Below are 16,213 nucleotides of genomic sequence, written 5' to 3'. Positions count from 1 at the left end.
GCTTTCTTATTCTGCTGTCAGGACTAGACTGTAAAAAACATTGAGGAGAGTTGAATATGATTTACTTACGTAAGGCAGAAGATCGCGGACATGCCAATCATGGTTGGCTCGATAGCTGGCACACCTTCTCATTTGCCAACTATCACGATCCTGATTTTATGGGCTTTTCGGCGCTGCGAGTGATCAATGAAGATATGATTGACGCAGGGCAGGGGTTCGGCACCCATCCACATAAAGACATGGAAATCCTGACCTACGTGCTGAGCGGTACGGTTGAACATCAGGACAGCATGGGCAACAAGGAGCAAATCCAGGCCGGTGAGTTCCAGATAATGAGTGCCGGCACCGGGGTGCGTCACTCCGAGTACAACGGCAATAACGATCGTCCGTTGCACCTGTACCAGATTTGGATCATTCCCGATCGGGTGGGGCTGGAGCCGCGTTATGAGCAACGCATGTTCGATGCACCGCAAGGCCGTCAACTGGTGCTGTCGCCGGATGCACGTGAAGGTTCACTGAAGGTGTTCCAGGACATGACGCTGTCCCGTTGGGCATTGGGTAAAGACGAACTGGCAGAGTGTCCGATTGAAGCCGGGCGTCGCGTGTGGATCCAGGTGGTGCGCGGCAAGGTGGTGGTCAACGGTCAACAGGCCGGCACCAGCGATGCTTTCGCGGTGTGGGATGAAACTTCACTGTCGATTAAGGCCGATGAAGACAGTGAAATCTTACTGTTCGATCTGCCGCCAGTCTGATTAAGCGGTAAATATCAAGGGCTCACGCGGTGAGCCCTTTTTGCGTTTGGTCTTCCCATAACCAACAATATCGGCCCCGGTTTTTTTTTGCTAAAATGAGCGCCCATTCACGGTTAGCCAGTTCATTGATAATGAAGAAAAAACGGCCGGTACTCCAAGATGTTGCAGACAAGGTTGGCGTGACCAAGATGACGGTGAGCCGTTATCTGCGTAATCCCGATCAGGTTTCTGCCGTCTTGCAGCAAAAAATTGCCGTCGCGCTTGATGAGCTGGGCTACATTCCCAACCGTGCGCCGGATATCCTTTCCAACTCGACCAGCCGCGCCATTGGCGTCTTGCTGCCGTCGCTGACCAACCAGGTGTTTGCCGAAGTGTTGCGCGGTATCGAGAGCGTTACCGATGCGCACAATTACCAGACCATGCTGGCGCACTACGGCTATTTGCCGGAGCGTGAAGAACAGCGCCTGACCTCGCTGCTGTCTTACAATATCGATGGATTGATCCTGTCTGAGCGTCACCATACGCCGCGCACCATGAAAATGATCGAGGTTGCGGGGATTCCGGTCGTCGAACTGATGGACTGCGTTTCGCCCTGTATTGATCTGGCGGTAGGTTTCAATAACTTTGAGGCCGCACGCCAGATGACCCAGCAAATCATCGCGCACGGCCATCGCCACGTGGTGTATTTTGGCGCGCGTCAGGATGAACGTACCATTATCAAACAGCAGGGCTATGAACAGGCGATGCGTGAGTCCGGCCTGCAGCCGTACAGCGTGATGACTGCGCGTTCGTCGTCTTATTCCGCCGGTGGTGAACTGCTGCGCCAGGCGCAACGCGACTACCCGCAGATTGACAGTATTTTCTGCACCAACGATGACCTGGCGATTGGCGCGACCTTCGAGTGCCAGCGGCAAGGATTGTCGATCCCCAATGATATGGCGATTGCCGGTTTCCACGGCCACGATATCGGCCAGGTGATGGTGCCGAAGCTGGCCAGCGTGTTGACGCCGCGTGAACGCATGGGGCAAATCGGTGCCGAGCGCCTGTTGGCCCGCTTGCGAGGCGAAACGGTCAGCCCGCGCATGGTAGACGTCGGTTTCACCGTGATCCCCGGTGGCAGTATCTGATCGGTTTTAAGCCGTTGTTTGAGCCATTTTAATTCTAAGCGCGCGCCACCCGGCGCGTTTTCCATCTCCGCTGTAAGCTCGCCCTCTGTTAACTCCATAAGTTTGATCTCTGTCCCATAACGCGAATTTTAGCCGCTTACCCGGTTCCGGCGATCAGGTTGTTACCGGTATCATGATACCGGTAACAATGAGTGTGCGGTTATCTTGTATGAGATAGAACCTTTGCCTCAGCACCACCTACAGCTCGTCTTCTAACACCGGGAAGAGCCTAAAAATACAACAAACGCGCGCTTTACGATCTATCGTAAAGAGGGTCTGCGATAAAAAGGTTGGAGAAAAATTATGCCATTAGTGATTGTTGCAGGCGGCGTAGCGCTGCTGCTGCTGCTGATGATTCGCTTTAAGCTGAACGGCTTTATCTCTTTGATTCTGGTTGCTCTGGCGGTCGGGATCACCCAGGGGATGCCGGTCGATAAAGTGATCGGTTCTATCAAGGCCGGCGTTGGCGGCACGTTGGGCAGTCTGGCGCTGATCATGGGCTTCGGTGCCATGCTCGGCAAGCTGCTGGCGGACTGCGGTGGTGCTCAGCGTATCGCCACAACGCTTATAGAAAAGTTCGGCAAGAAACACATTCAGTGGGCAGTGGTGTTGACCGGTTTTACCGTCGGCTTCGCGCTGTTCTATGAAGTGGGTTTCGTGCTGTTGCTGCCGCTGGTATTCAGTATCGCCGCTTCTGCGCGCGTTCCTTTGCTGTATGTCGGTGTGCCAATGGCGGCTGCGCTGTCGGTAACCCACGGTTTCCTGCCGCCGCACCCTGGCCCAACGGCGATCGCCACCATCTTCCATGCCGACATGGGTAAAACCCTGCTGTACGGTACGCTGCTGGCTATCCCGACGGTGATCCTGGCCGGTCCGGTGTATGCCCGCTTCCTGAAAGGCATCGACAAGCCGGTACCTGAAGGTCTGTATAACCCAAAAATCTTTACCGAAGCGGAAATGCCAAGCTTTGGCATCAGCGTTGCGACCTCTTTGGTGCCGGTGATCCTGATGGCGATGCGCGCAGTAGCCGAAATGGTGCTGCCGAAGGGCCATACTCTGTTGCGCTTTGCCGAGTTCTTCGGCGATCCGGTAATGGCAACGCTGATTGCGGTGCTGATTGCTATCTTCACCTTTGGCCTGAACCGTGGCCGCACCATGGATGAAGTGATGGGCACCATCACCGACTCCATCAAGATTATTGCCATGATGCTGTTGATCATCGGCGGTGGCGGTGCGTTCAAACAGGTGCTGGTCGACAGCGGCGTAGAGAAATATATTGCCGCCCTGATGGAAGGCAGTAACGTCTCACCGATTCTGTTGGCCTGGTCTATTGCCGCCGCGCTGCGTTTGGCACTGGGGTCGGCTACCGTGGCGGCAATCACCGCCGGGGGTATCGTTGCCCCGCTGATCGCCACCACCGGCGCCAGTCCGGAACTGATGGTGATCGCGGTCGGTTCAGGCAGCGTGATTTTCTCTCACGTCAACGACCCGGGTTTCTGGTTGTTCAAGGAGTACTTCAACCTGAGCATCATGGAAACCATTAAATCCTGGTCGGTGCTGGAAACCATCATTTCAGTCTGTGGGTTGGTAGGCTGCCTATTGCTGGCGACGGTCGTCTAATATACTGAGGTTTCCGGTGCCCCGGTGGTGTCGGAAACTATTTTGAGTTTGGGGCGCATTTGATGACGCTGCCAGCGTCATCTGACTCCATAAGGGCATGACATATGAGCAATCCACAGCACCACGTATTTATTTTGATGGGCGTTTCCGGCAGCGGTAAATCCGCCGTGGCCAACGCCGTAGCCCATGAGGCCAATGCCGCCATGCTGGACGGCGACTACCTGCATCCGCGTGCCAACATCAATAAAATGGCCGCCGGGCATGCATTGGACGATAACGATCGCGCTCCGTGGTTGGCGGCGTTGAATGACGCGATTTTTGCCATGGAACGCACCAACGATGTTTCACTGCTGGTGTGTTCGGCATTGAAAAAAAGCTATCGCGACCGTCTGCGCGAAGGTAACCGCAACCTGCATTTCATCTATCTGAAGGGTGACAAGGCGGTGATTGAAGAGCGTTTGAAACAGCGCAAGGGCCACTTCTTCAAGCCGCAGATGTTGGTTTCCCAATTCGCTACTTTGGAAGAGCCGAACGAGCAAGAACAAGACGTGCAGGCGATTGAGATTGACCAGCCGCTGGACGGCGTGGTGGCCGATACCCTGGCCTATATTCGGCGTGTTGCAGCCCAGTAATTCGGGCTGCCGCCAACTGCAGGCGCCGAACAGGCGCCAGTAACCTCACTACAACTTCATGTAAGCTCTCACGCCATCCAGGAACATCTGGGTCGACAGCATCACCAGAATCAGCCCCATCAGCCTTTCCAGCGCGCTAACCCCTTTGCTGCCCAGCAGGCGCAGGAACAGGTTCGACATCAGTAAAATGGCGGCGGAAATGCCCCAGGCAATCAGCAGCGCTACCACCAGAGACGAAATATGGTTCGGATACTGGTGCGAAAGCAGCATCAGCGAAGCCAGAATCGAAGGCCCGGCCACCAGCGGGATGGCCAGCGGCACCAGGAAAGGTTCTTCACCGGCGGAAAGCCCGCTGCTGTCGCCTTCCTGCGAGGGGAAGATCATCTTGATGGCGATCAGGAACAGAATAATCCCGCCGGAAATGGACACGGTCTCGGTGCGCAGGTTAAGGAATGCCAGGATTTTTTCGCCGGCAAACAGGAAAATCAGCATCAACAGCAGGGCGATCAGCAGTTCACGGATCAACACCACCCGGCGACGGCGCGGCTCCAGGTGCTTTAGTACCGACATGAAAATCGGCAAATTGCCCAGCGGATCCATGATTAAAAACAGCAACACCGTGACTGAAATCATCTCTGTCATGACTACCTCTGAATCTGAAAAGTGCGTCGGTCATCCCGACCTTGTCCTTGCCTATAAGAAGGATTGCTGAGAATCGCTCCCCCATCGAATAAATTCACTTTGCGCCTGCGCCGACATTTTGTAAGGTGGAGAGATATTGCACACAACTTATAGCAGTCATCCTCCAAGGCAGGACAGTCATTATGAAAAACGTTGGTTTCATCGGTTGGCGCGGAATGGTCGGCTCCGTACTCATGCAACGCATGACACAAGAGCGCGATTTTGACGCCATTCGCCCGGTCTTTTTCTCCACTTCGCAACACGGCCAGGCGGCACCCACCTTCGGCGGCCAGCAGAGCACGCTGCAGGATGCTTACGATGTTGATGCGCTGAGTGCGCTCGACATTATTATTACCTGCCAGGGCGGCGATTATACCAACGAAATTTACCCAAAGCTGCGGGCAACCGGCTGGCAGGGGTACTGGATCGACGCGGCTTCCTCACTGCGCATGCAGGATGACGCGATTATCATCCTGGACCCGGTCAACCGCGCGCTGATCCAGCAGGGCCTGGACAAGGGTATCAAGACCTTTGTTGGTGGCAACTGCACCGTCAGCCTGATGCTGATGTCATTGGGCGGTTTGTTCGCCAATGATCTGGTGGAGTGGGCGTCCGTTGCGACCTATCAGGCGGCCTCCGGTGGAGGCGCACGCCATATGCGTGAACTGCTGACCCAAATGGGCATGTTGCACGCCGACGTGGCGAAAGAACTGCAGGATCCGGCTTCGGCGATCCTGGACATCGAACGTAAAGTCACTGAGGCCACCCGCAGCGGTAAACTGCCGACCGATAACTTTGGTGTGCCGCTGGCCGGCAGCCTGATCCCGTGGATTGACAAGCAGCTCGATAACGGCCAGAGCCGTGAAGAGTGGAAAGGCCAGGCGGAGACCAACAAAATCCTCAATAGCGGCCTGGTGATCCCGGTCGACGGTCTGTGCGTGCGCGTTGGCGCGCTGCGCTGCCATAGCCAGGCGTTCACCCTGAAGCTGAAAAAAGACGTTTCACTGCCGGAAATCGAACAAATGCTGGCGACCCATAATGACTGGGTGCGGGTGATCCCGAACGACCGTGAACTGACCATGCGTGAACTGACGCCGGCCGCGGTCACCGGGACGCTGAACACCCCGGTGGGTCGTCTGCGCAAGCTGAATATGGGGCCGGAATACCTGTCTGCGTTCACCGTGGGTGACCAGTTGCTGTGGGGCGCGGCCGAGCCGTTGCGCCGCATGCTGCGCATCCTGCTGTAACCTGAACTTGTACTTCCCGGGGGCTGGCCTCTTTCAGCCCCCAAAAGCCTTATTTTCTTCCTTTTTCTTCGTTTCGGCGCGCTATGGACCAAGTCGCTGCAAAGGGAGGAAAGCACACAAGTCATCAGCACTTCACCACGCGGGCAGCAGCGCAAAGACGCTGTCAGGCTGGCGGTTTTCTTAATGAATAATTTTCCTTGGTAATGCGGCAATGTTTTTAACCGACATTGGCTATGCTTAAAGGACTGGCGGATAAATTTCCACCAGCGCTAAAAATAAGCATAAAGAGCGGAATTCGAGTCGGGAAGGTGAAAATTGATCAATAACCGACCGCAATCACGCTTTAGATACCGAATGAATTGCATGATAACCAAAACGGCTATGGATTAAGCGTTACGCCCTGTGGATCTCAAGATGCAGCCATTTCGCTGCAATCCGAAAGACGATGAGCTTACGCGGCCCCTTATAAATCATGCTCTTAATCTTAGGAAGAAGACTATGCCTGTACTTCCCGATCGTGACGTGATTGAACAGCTTTTCTCCGGCAATTCTGCCGACCCCTTTTCCCTGCTGGGTATGCATGCGGCCGATAACGGCCTGCAGGTGCGTGCGCTGTTGCCTGACGCCAGCGAAGTCTGGTTGCTGGAGCAGCAAACCGGTCGCCGCCTGGTGCAGCTTAACTGTGACGATGCGCGCGGCTTTTTCAGTGCGACGGTGCCGCGACGCAAAACCCCGTTCCGCTATCAATTTGAGGTTCGCTGGCAAGACCACCAGCAGATTGTCGAGGATCCCTACCGTTTTGGCACCTTGCTGCAGGATATTGACAGTTGGTTGCTGGCTGAAGGCACCCACTTGCGTCCTTATGAACGCCTGGGCGCCCATCTCACCACGCTCGATGAGGTTGAAGGCGTCAGCTTTGCCGTTTGGGCGCCGAATGCCCAGCGTGTCTCGGTGGTTGGCGAGTTCAACTTCTGGGACGGCCGCCGCCACCCGATGCGCCTGCGTCGTGAAAACGGGATTTGGGAGCTGTTCTTGCCGGGAGTGAAAGCCGGGCAACTGTACAAGTACGAAATTATCGATTGCTACGGCAATACCCAGTTGAAGGCCGATCCTTACGCCTTCGAGGCGCAAATGCGGCCGGATACCGCGTCGCTGGTGACGCCGCTGCCGGAAGTGGTGGAAAACACCCCGGAACGTCGGCGCGCCAATGATTTTGACCGACCTATTTCTATCTACGAGGTGCATCTTGGCTCGTGGCGACGTCACACCGATGATAATTTCTGGCTCAGCTATGGCGAACTGGCGGAACAGTTAATTGGCTACGTTAAAGATATGGGGTTCACCCATATCGAACTGTTGCCGATTAATGAGCACCCGTTTGACGGCAGCTGGGGTTATCAACCGTTAGGGTTGTACGCCCCGACCCGGCGCTTCGGTACCCCGGCCGACTTTAAAGATTTTGTCGCGGCGGCGCACCGGGCGGGTATCAACGTGATCCTGGACTGGGTGCCGGGGCATTTCCCCAGCGATGCCTATGGCCTGGCGAATTTCGACGGCACCGCGCTGTATGAATATGCCGATCCGCGCGAAGGCTTCCATCAGGACTGGAATACCCTGATTTACAACTATGGCCGCCATGAGGTGCGCAACTATCTGGCGGGTAATGCCCTTTACTGGCTGGAACGCTATGGCATTGACGCATTGCGTGTCGATGCGGTGGCCTCGATGATCTATCGCGACTACAGCCGTGCCGAAGGCGAATGGGTGCCGAACTACTACGGTGGTAACGAAAATCTGGAGGCCATTGCCTTCCTGCGTTACACCAACCAGAGCGTCGGCAAGGAGCGGCCCGGCGCGGTGACGCTGGCGGAAGAGTCCACCGATTACCCAGGGGTAACGCTGCCACCGGAATCCAACGGGCTGGGGTTCCACTACAAATGGAACCTGGGTTGGATGCATGACACGCTTAACTACATGCAATGCGATCCGGTACACCGCAAGTATCATCACAATCAGATGACCTTCGGCATGTTGTATGCCTACACCGAAAACTTCGTGCTGCCGATTTCCCATGACGAAGTGGTGCACGGCAAGAAATCGATTCTCGACCGCATGCCCGGCGATGCCTGGCAGAAGTTCGCCAACCTGCGCGCCTACTACGGCTTTATGTGGGCACACCCAGGCAAGAAGCTGCTGTTTATGGGTTGCGAGTTCGCCCAGGGCCGCGAATGGAACTTCGACAGCAGCCTCGACTGGCATCTGTTGGAAGGGCTGGATAACTGGCATCACGGCGTGCAGCGGTTGGTGCGCGATCTTAACCATTGCTATCAACAGCAGGCACCGTTGTATGAGCGTGACTACCGGCCGGACGGTTTTGAGTGGCTGGTGGTGGACGACCATGACAACTCGGTATTTGCCTTTGCCCGCTACGATGCGCACGGCAATGAGCTGATCGCCGTCAGCAACTTTACTCCGGTGCCACGCCACCATTATCGCATCGGTATTTCCCGCCCCGGTGAGTACCGGGAAATCCTCAATACCGACTCGCACCACTATCACGGCAGCAATACCGGTAATCAGGGCCGCGTGGTGTCCGAGCCGATAGGCAACCACGGCCGCGAACATTCGATTAGCGTCACCGTGCCGCCGCTGGCGACCCTCTACCTGCTGCGGGAGGCGCAATGATTGAGCTGACGCCCGGCATCGCCGCGCCTCTCGGGGCGCACTATGACGGTAACGGCATCAACTTTAGCCTGTACTCCGCCCATGCCACGGGGGTGGAACTGTGCCTGTTTGACGAACAACATTGTGAAGTACGCCTGCCGCTGACGGCGCGCAGTGGTGATATCTGGCACGGTTATCTGCCGGGCGGCAAACCGGGGCAGCGCTATGGTTACCGGGTGCATGGCCCGTTTGATCCCGCGCAGGGGCTGCGTTTTAACCCCAGCAAGCTGCTGTTGGATCCTGCCGCCCGTGCGGTAGAGGGGCCGGTAGCCGATGACCCTTATCTGCACGGGGGTTATGACAATCAGGAGCCGGAAGACAGTGCGGAGCTGATGCCAAAGTGCGTGGTGATCGATGAGGCCTACGACTGGCAAGATGATTGCCCACCGGCGACGCCATGGGGCAAAACGGTGATCTACGAAGCGCATGTGCGCGGTCTGACACTGCAACACCCGGATATCCCGCCGGTGTTGCGTGGCAGTTTTGCCGCGCTCGGGCATCCGGTGATGATCGCCTACTTCAAGCGCCTTGGTATTACCGCGCTGGAATTGCTGCCGGTGCAGCAACACAGCTCCGAGCCGCGCTTGCAGCGACTTGGGTTGATTAACTACTGGGGTTACAACGTGTTGGCACCCTACGCGCCGGATAACCGCTACTCCAGTCTGCGAACCGACATGACGCCGCTGCAGGAATTTCGCGACGCGGTGAAGGCGCTGCATAAGGCTGGGATTGAAGTGATCCTCGACGTGGTGTTCAACCATAGCGCCGAGCTGGATATGGACGGGCCGATGCTGTCGCTGCGCGGTATCGATAACCCGGGTTATTACTGGCTCACTCCCGATGGCGGCTACGTGAACGATACCGGCTGCGGTAATACGCTGCGGCTTGATCAACCACAGGGTGTGGCCTGGGTGATGGATTGCCTGCGTTATTGGGTGGGGGAATGCCACGTAGACGGCTTCCGCTTTGATCTGGGCAGCGTGCTGGGTCGCACGCCGGCGTTCGACCGTGATGCACCGTTGTTCCAGGCGATGCTGGCAGATGACCTGCTGTCGCGCTGCAAGCTGATCGCCGAACCCTGGGATGTTGGCCCGGGCGGCTATCAGGTCGGGGAGTTTCCCGGGCGCTTTGCCGAGTGGAACGATCATTACCGGGACGACATGCGCCGCTTCTGGCTACAGGGCGATATCTCGCTCGGTCAGTTCGCCCAGCGCTTTGCCGCCTCCAGTGACTTGTTCAATCGACGCGGGCGTGCGCCATACGCCAGCATCAACATGCTGACCGCTCATGACGGCTTTACCCTGCAGGATTTGGTCAGTTTTAACCGTAAGCACAACCAACTGAACGGTGAGGGTAACCGTGACGGCAGCGACCGTAACTTTAGCAACAACCACGGTGTTGAAGGCCCGATTGCCGACGACGCCATTAAGCAACGCCGTCGGAACAGCCGGCAGGCATTGCTTGCCACGCTGTTGCTGTCCCAGGGTACGCCGATGCTGCTGGCCGGCGATGAACATGGACACAGCCAGCAGGGCAACAACAATGCCTATTGTCAGGACAACGCTATCACCTGGCTCGACTGGGCCACGGCGGATGACTCACTCACCGCTTACACCGCTGCACTGATCCACCTGCGCCAACAAATTCCTGCCCTGCAGCAAGACCGCTGGTGGCAGGAGGGCGACGGCAACGTGCAATGGCTGAACGCGCAGGGGCAACCGCCCGACGCACAGCAGTGGGAGCATGGGGCGCTGCAGTTGCAGATCCTCTTGTCGCAACGCTGGCTGGTGGTGGTGAACGCCACGCAGCAGGCGGTGGAGATGACGTTGCCCGCTGGCGATTGGCAGCTTGTCGCCCCCTTTACTCAGGAAGATTCGCGGGCGGCCTTACCCGCCTGGAACCAGGCTGCGCACTCGATTTGCGTGCTGGTCAAGAAAAAATAAAAGGAGTCAGCTATGGTTAGGTTTGAAAATAAAGACCCCCTGATGTTGGCACGCCAACTGCCGATCAAGTCCGTCGCCCTGATTTTGGCCGGTGGCCGCGGTTCGCGTTTGAAAGATTTAACCTCAACCCGTGCCAAGCCGGCCGTCCACTTTGGCGGTAAATTCCGCATCATTGATTTTGCCCTGTCAAACTGCCTGAACTCGGGGATCCGTCGTATCGGGGTGATCACCCAATATCAATCCCATACTCTGGTACAGCATATTCAGCGCGGCTGGTCGTTCCTCAATGAAGAGATGAATGAGTTTGTCGATCTGCTGCCGGCTCAGCAACGCCTCAGTACTGAACATTGGTACAAGGGCACGGCGGATGCGGTGTACCAAAACCTGGACATCATTCGCCGCTACGAGGCCGAATATGTGGTGATCCTGGCGGGCGATCACATCTACAAGATGGATTACTCGCGCATGCTGATCGACCACGTGGAAAAGGGCGCGCAGTGTACCGTTGCTTGCTTGCCGGTGCCGCGCGATGAGGCCAGCGAGTTCGGCGTGATGGAAGTGGACGAGAACGATTTGATCCTCGAGTTCCTGGAGAAACCCAGCAATCCACCGCCGATGCCGGGCAACCCGGATATGTCGCTGGCCAGCATGGGGATCTACATCTTTAACGCCGACTACCTGTTCCAACTGTTGGAGGAGGACATGTCGACGCCGGGGTCAACCCATGACTTCGGCAAGGATCTGATCCCGAAAATCACCGCCCAGAAAGCGGCTTGGGCGCACCCGTTCACGCTGTCGTGCGTGACCTCCAACCCCGAGCTGCCGCCGTATTGGCGCGACGTGGGGACGCTGGAAGCCTACTGGCGCGCCAACCTCGATTTGGCTTCGGTGACGCCGGAGCTGGATATGTATGACCGCGCCTGGCCGATCCGTACCCATATGGAGCCGCTGCCGCCGGCCAAGTTCGTGCAGGACCGTTCCGGCAGCCACGGCATGACCATGAACTCGCTGGTGTCCGGTGGCTGTATTGTCTCCGGTTCGGTGGTGGTGCATTCGGTGCTGTTCCCGCGGGTGCGGGTGAACTCGTTCTGCACCATCGACTCTACTGTATTGCTGCCGGACGTTAACGTCGGCCGTTCCTGCCGTCTGCGACGCTGCATCATTGACCGCGCCTGCCATATCCCCGAGGGCATGGTGATTGGCGAAAACGCCGATGAGGACAGCAAACGCTTTTATCGCTCGGAAGGCGGTATTGTGTTGGTCACGCGCGAAATGTTGTCAAAATTGTGAGTTAAGGTATCCGGCAGAACGATAGCCTGCCGCCATGTAAACGGATTGACTGATGGCTTGCAAAACGCGGATTAACAACAGCGGCAAGCCTGCTTTATTTCTTATCCAGAGGCATTTTTTGCCGACTCTCAGGAGTGATAATGCAGGTTTTACACGTATGTTCTGAAATGTTCCCCCTGTTGAAAACCGGGGGGCTCGCAGACGTGGTTGGCGCATTACCGGCGGCTCAGATCGCCGAGGGCGGCGATGTTCGGGTGTTATTGCCCGCTTTCCCTGACGTTCGTAACGGCATACCGGACTCCGTGCTGGTGGCGGAAATCGATTCCTTCGCCGGCCGGGTCGGCCTGCGTTACGGTACCTATCACGGTGTGGGCATCTACCTGATCGACGCACCCTGGTTGTACGAACGCCCCGGCAGCCCTTATCACGACCAATCCATGAATGCCTATTCCGACAACCACCGGCGCTTTGCCCTGTTGGGTTGGATGGCCTGCGAACTGGCCAAGGGGTTGGACCGCTACTGGCGGCCACAGGTGGTGCATGCCCATGACTGGCACGCCGGGCTGGCCTGCGCCTATCTGGCGGCTAACGGCCATCCGGCGCGTTCTGTTTTCACCGTGCACAACCTGGCCTACCAGGGGTTGTTCTCCGCCCATCACGTGGCGGAGCTGTGGTTGCCGCCTTCGTTTTTCAACATCTATGGCCTGGAGTTTTACGGCCAGATGTCATTCCTGAAAGCCGGTTTGTTCTACGCCGACCATATCACCGCCGTCAGCCCGACCTATGCGCGTGAGATCACCCGGCCGGAATTCGGCTATGGCATGGAAGGGTTGTTGCAGGAACGCCAGCGGCAGGGGCGTCTTAGCGGCATTCTTAACGGCGTGGATGACAAGATTTGGGACCCGTCCCACGATCCGCGCCTGACCGCCCGTTATGACGCCGACAATCTGAAAAACAAGGCCAAGAATAAACTGCATCTGCAAAAAGCCATGGGGCTGAAAGTGGATGAGTCGCTGCCGGTGTTTGCGGTCGTCAGCCGTCTGACCAGCCAGAAAGGTCTGGATTTAGTCCTGGAAGCACTGCCGGCGCTGCTGGAGCAGGGTGGCCAACTGGCGCTGTTAGGGGCCGGTGATGCGGTGTTGCAGCAGGCATTTCTGGCCGCGGCCGCCGACTACCCCGAGCAGGTTGGCGTGCAGATTGGTTACCACGAGGCCTTCTCGCACCGGATCATCGGTGGGGCCGATGTAATTATGGTGCCGAGCCGTTTCGAGCCCTGCGGGCTGACCCAACTCTATGGCCTGAAATACGGCACGCTGCCGCTGGTGCGTCGCACCGGTGGGCTGGCGGACACGGTGGTGGACTGCGCGCTGGAGAATCTGGCCGACGGCAGCGCCAGCGGATTTGTCTTTGATGATTGTGACGCCGCCGCACTGGGTAATGCCATTCGGCGTGCCATGGTGCTGTGGAGCAGACCCAAGCATTGGCGTCACGTCCAGCGCCACGCCATGAGCGTGGATTTTGGCTGGCAAGTTGCGGCACAGGAATACCTGTCGCTTTATCAACGCTTATTGTAAGCGTTATGACATACAGCGGCACCCACGATTGCAGGTTGTAGGGGCGCAGCATGCTGCGCCCATGTTTAGTGGGGCGCATGTATTCCGGGGCGAATATATGCGCCCCCTTCAGGGGATCGAAATGCTATGACTTCACCGATTAGTTACACCTCACCCACGGTCAGTGTTGAAGCGCTGAAACACTCCATCGCCTATAAGTTGATGTTTATTGTCGGCAAGGACCCGGCAATTGCCAACCAGCATGACTGGCTGAACGCCGTGCTGTTTGCGGTTCGCGACCGCATGGTGGAGCGCTGGTTGCGTTCTAACCGTGCACAACTTTCACAGGATGTGCGCCAGGTGTATTACCTGTCGATGGAGTTCCTGATCGGCCGCACGTTGTCCAACGCTCTGCTGTCGATGGGCATTTATCAGGACATCGACGATGCGCTAAATGAGATGGGGATGAGCCTGAGTGAACTGCTGGAGGAAGAAAACGATCCGGGCCTCGGCAATGGGGGCCTGGGGCGGCTGGCGGCCTGTTTCCTTGATTCGCTGGCGACGCTGGCCCTGCCGGGACGTGGCTACGGTATTCGCTATGAATATGGCATGTTCAAACAAAATATCGTCAACGGTCAGCAGATGGAATCACCGGACTACTGGCTGGAATATGGCAACCCGTGGGAATTCCCACGCCACAACACGCGCTATAAGGTGCGTTTTGGCGGCCGTATCCAACAGGAAGGCGCCAAGGCACGTTGGGTCGAAACCGAAGAGATTATTGCCACCGCTTACGATCAGGTGATCCCCGGTTTTGATACCGATGCGACTAACACGCTACGGCTGTGGAGCGCCCAGGCCAGTAATGAAATCAACCTGGGGAAATTCAACCAGGGCGATTACTTCGCGGCCGTTGAGGATAAAAACCACTCGGAGAACGTATCACGCGTACTGTACCCGGATGATTCCACTTATTCCGGGCGCGAACTTCGCCTGCGGCAGGAGTATTTCCTGGTGTCGGCCACGGTGCAGGATATCCTCAACCGCCACTGGACGATGCATAAAAGCTTCGACAACCTGGCAGACAAGATTGCCATTCACCTGAATGACACTCACCCGGTACTGTCGATCCCGGAGCTGATGCACCGGTTAATTGACGAGCATAAATTCAGTTGGCTGGATGCCTGGGCCGTGGTGGAAAAGGTGTTCTCCTATACCAACCACACGCTGATGAGCGAAGCGCTGGAAACCTGGCCGCTGGATATGATCGGCCGGATCTTGCCGCGTCACCTGCAGCTGATTTTCGAGATCAACGATCACTTCCTCAAACACGTACAGGAGGTCGCGCCGGGTGACAATGATCTGCTGGCGCGAGTGTCGATCATTGATGAAACCAATGGCCGCCGGGTGCGCATGGCCTGGCTGGCGGTGGTGGCCAGCCACAAGGTGAACGGCGTTTCCGCACTGCATTCCGAGCTGATGGTGCAATCGCTGTTTGCCGATTTCGCCCATATCTTCCCCGATCGCTTCTGCAATAAAACCAACGGTGTCACGCCACGTCGCTGGCTGGGGCTGGCTAACCGGCCGCTCTCCGCCGTACTTGATGACAGTATTGGCCAGACCTGGCGCACCGATCTCAGCCAACTGAGCGAGATCAAGGCCAATGTCGACTACCCGAGCTTCCTGCGGGCGGTGCAGGCTGCCAAACGACAGAATAAGGAACGACTGGCGGCCTACATCGCCAAGACGCTGAATGTGGTGGTCAACCCGGACGCGTTGTTCGACGTACAGATCAAGCGTATCCACGAATACAAACGGCAGTTGCTCAACGTACTGCACGTAATCACCTTGTATAACCGTCTGCTGCAGGATCCGGAAACCGAGCGGGTGCCGCGGGTGGTGATCTTTGCCGGCAAGGCAGCTTCGGCTTATTACGCCGCCAAACAGATCATTCGCTTGATCAACGACGTAGCCAAAGTGATCAACAACGATCCGCGTGTGCATACGCAGTTGAAAGTGGTGTTTATCCCGAATTACGGCGTCAGTCTGGCGCAGATGATCATTCCCGCGGCGGATCTTTCCGAGCAGATCTCACTGGCGGGCACCGAGGCGTCCGGCACCAGTAATATGAAGTTTGCTCTTAACGGTGCGCTGACTATCGGCACGCTGGACGGTGCCAACGTAGAAATGCTGGAACACGTGGGTGAGGAGAACATCTTTATCTTCGGCAATACCGCCGAGCAGGTAGAAGAGCTGCGGCGCAATGGTTATAACCCACATCTTTACTATGAGCAGGATCCCGAGCTGCATCAGGCGCTGACCCAGATCGCCACAGGTACTTTCAGTCCTGAGGAACCAAAGCGCTACACTAACCTGTTTGATTCACTGGTTAACCTGGGCGATCACTACCAACTGCTGGCCGATTACCGCAGCTATGTGGATACGCAGGACAAGGTGGATGAGGTGTACCGCAATCAGGATGACTGGACGCGGCGGGCGATACTCAACATCGCCAATATGGGCTACTTCTCTTCCGACCGCACCATTCAGGAGTATGCGGACGAAATCTGGCATATCAAGCCTATCAAGCTGTAAAAGAAGAGGG

The 16,213-nt window shown here is 56.9% G+C and carries 11 protein-coding genes; 10 read left to right on the top strand and 1 reads right to left on the bottom strand.

Annotation, left to right across the window (positions count from 1 at the left end):
• Nucleotides 1–56: 56 nt before the first annotated feature.
• The 4 genes from E5C26_RS23405 (at nucleotide 57) to gntK (ending at nucleotide 4,170) form a co-directional block, all read left to right on the top strand.
• Nucleotides 57–752 carry a pirin family protein gene (locus E5C26_RS23405; protein WP_135318392.1) on the top strand — a complete coding sequence of 232 codons (696 nt, stop codon included), beginning with the start codon at nucleotides 57–59 and terminating at the stop codon, nucleotides 750–752.
• A gap of 131 nt (nucleotides 753–883) precedes the next feature.
• Nucleotides 884–1,879, top strand: a complete 996-nt coding sequence (gntR, locus tag E5C26_RS23400) for a gluconate operon transcriptional repressor GntR (protein WP_017894317.1) — start codon at nucleotides 884–886, stop codon at nucleotides 1,877–1,879.
• Between the two features lie 342 nt (nucleotides 1,880–2,221).
• A complete protein-coding gene (gene gntT, locus E5C26_RS23395) occupies nucleotides 2,222–3,538 on the top strand; it encodes a gluconate transporter (RefSeq protein ID WP_135318391.1) in 1,317 nt (438 codons plus the stop codon).
• A gap of 104 nt (nucleotides 3,539–3,642) precedes the next feature.
• The gene (gene gntK / locus E5C26_RS23390; protein ID WP_012147325.1) at nucleotides 3,643–4,170 is read left to right on the top strand and encodes a gluconokinase; all 528 of its coding nucleotides are present in this window, start codon (nucleotides 3,643–3,645) and stop codon (nucleotides 4,168–4,170) included.
• A gap of 48 nt (nucleotides 4,171–4,218) precedes the next feature.
• Here gntK and E5C26_RS23385 read toward each other — a convergent pair whose 3' ends face one another.
• A complete protein-coding gene (locus tag E5C26_RS23385) occupies nucleotides 4,219–4,812 on the bottom strand; it encodes a YhgN family NAAT transporter (RefSeq protein WP_135318390.1) in 594 nt (197 codons plus the stop codon).
• Between the two features lie 182 nt (nucleotides 4,813–4,994).
• On the opposite strand from E5C26_RS23385, the gene asd reads away from it, so the two are divergent.
• From asd to glgP, 6 genes are all read left to right on the top strand, one after another.
• Nucleotides 4,995–6,098: an aspartate-semialdehyde dehydrogenase gene (gene asd, locus E5C26_RS23380; protein ID WP_135318389.1), complete on the top strand. Its 1,104-nt coding sequence runs from the start codon at nucleotides 4,995–4,997 to the stop codon at nucleotides 6,096–6,098.
• A gap of 498 nt (nucleotides 6,099–6,596) precedes the next feature.
• Nucleotides 6,597–8,783, top strand: coding sequence for a 1,4-alpha-glucan branching enzyme (glgB, locus tag E5C26_RS23375; protein ID WP_135318388.1), 2,187 nt, complete (start codon nucleotides 6,597–6,599; stop codon nucleotides 8,781–8,783).
• Nucleotides 8,780–10,765 (top strand): glycogen debranching protein GlgX, encoded by a 1,986-nt coding sequence (gene glgX, locus E5C26_RS23370; protein WP_135318387.1) that lies wholly within the window; start codon nucleotides 8,780–8,782, stop codon nucleotides 10,763–10,765. Before glgB ends, glgX begins: the two co-directional genes overlap by 4 nt.
• Nucleotides 10,766–10,777: 12 nt before the next feature.
• Nucleotides 10,778–12,055: a glucose-1-phosphate adenylyltransferase gene (glgC, locus tag E5C26_RS23365; protein ID WP_135318386.1), complete on the top strand. Its 1,278-nt coding sequence runs from the start codon at nucleotides 10,778–10,780 to the stop codon at nucleotides 12,053–12,055.
• A 140-nt stretch (nucleotides 12,056–12,195) separates the two neighbouring features.
• On the top strand, nucleotides 12,196–13,629 hold the full coding sequence (glgA, locus tag E5C26_RS23360; RefSeq protein WP_135318385.1) for a glycogen synthase GlgA: 1,434 nt from the start codon (nucleotides 12,196–12,198) through the stop codon (nucleotides 13,627–13,629).
• Nucleotides 13,630–13,755: 126 nt separating this feature from the next.
• Nucleotides 13,756–16,203 carry a glycogen phosphorylase gene (glgP, locus tag E5C26_RS23355; RefSeq protein WP_135318384.1) on the top strand — a complete coding sequence of 816 codons (2,448 nt, stop codon included), beginning with the start codon at nucleotides 13,756–13,758 and terminating at the stop codon, nucleotides 16,201–16,203.
• Nucleotides 16,204–16,213 lie beyond the last annotated feature (10 nt).

The sequence above is a fragment of the Serratia proteamaculans genome, assembly GCF_004684015.1.
GTDB lineage: Bacteria > Pseudomonadota > Gammaproteobacteria > Enterobacterales > Enterobacteriaceae > Serratia > Serratia proteamaculans_F.
The sequence above is the reverse complement of the archived record's forward strand: the minus strand, read 5'-3'. Positions and strand labels throughout refer to the sequence as shown.

Bases quoted from the DNA above. Each gene is read 5' to 3' on its own strand.
- gntR (WP_017894317.1), top strand. From the start codon at position 884: ATGAAGAAAAAACGGCCGGTACTCCAAGATGTTGCAGACAAGGTTGGC.
- gntT (WP_135318391.1), top strand. From the start codon at position 2,222: ATGCCATTAGTGATTGTTGCAGGCGGCGTAGCGCTGCTGCTGCTGCTG.
- glgP (WP_135318384.1), top strand. From the start codon at position 13,756: ATGACTTCACCGATTAGTTACACCTCACCCACGGTCAGTGTTGAAGCG.
- asd (WP_135318389.1), top strand. From the start codon at position 4,995: ATGAAAAACGTTGGTTTCATCGGTTGGCGCGGAATGGTCGGCTCCGTA.
- glgC (WP_135318386.1), top strand. From the start codon at position 10,778: ATGGTTAGGTTTGAAAATAAAGACCCCCTGATGTTGGCACGCCAACTG.
- gntK (WP_012147325.1), top strand. From the start codon at position 3,643: ATGAGCAATCCACAGCACCACGTATTTATTTTGATGGGCGTTTCCGGC.
- glgB (WP_135318388.1), top strand. From the start codon at position 6,597: ATGCCTGTACTTCCCGATCGTGACGTGATTGAACAGCTTTTCTCCGGC.
- E5C26_RS23405 (WP_135318392.1), top strand. From the start codon at position 57: ATGATTTACTTACGTAAGGCAGAAGATCGCGGACATGCCAATCATGGT.
- E5C26_RS23385 (WP_135318390.1), bottom strand. From the start codon at position 4,812: ATGACAGAGATGATTTCAGTCACGGTGTTGCTGTTTTTAATCATGGAT.
- glgX (WP_135318387.1), top strand. From the start codon at position 8,780: ATGATTGAGCTGACGCCCGGCATCGCCGCGCCTCTCGGGGCGCACTAT.
- glgA (WP_135318385.1), top strand. From the start codon at position 12,196: ATGCAGGTTTTACACGTATGTTCTGAAATGTTCCCCCTGTTGAAAACC.